The 202-nt window shown below is 61.9% G+C and carries 1 pseudogene; it reads left to right on the top strand.

Features of this window, described 5'->3' with window-relative positions:
* Positions 1 to 202, top strand: a pseudogene (locus IE95_RS21200) (methyl-accepting chemotaxis protein); the annotation flags it as partial.

Below are 202 nucleotides of genomic sequence, written 5' to 3'. Positions count from 1 at the left end.
GCAGGTTTCTCAGAATGTGCGGACGGTGGCTGCTGGGGCTGAGCAGATGGGGGCGTCGATTCGGGAGATCGCGCAGAACTCGAACGAGGCGGCGAAGGTTGCTAATCGTGCGACGGATCGTGCGGCGTCGACGAATGTGACGGTGCAGAAGCTGGGGACGAGCTCGCAGGAGATCGGTGATGTGGTGAAGGTGATCACGTCG

The sequence above is a fragment of the Oerskovia turbata genome, from assembly GCF_000718325.1.
GTDB lineage: Bacteria > Actinomycetota > Actinomycetes > Actinomycetales > Cellulomonadaceae > Oerskovia > Oerskovia turbata.
This window is presented reverse-complemented; position numbering and strand designations above follow the sequence as displayed.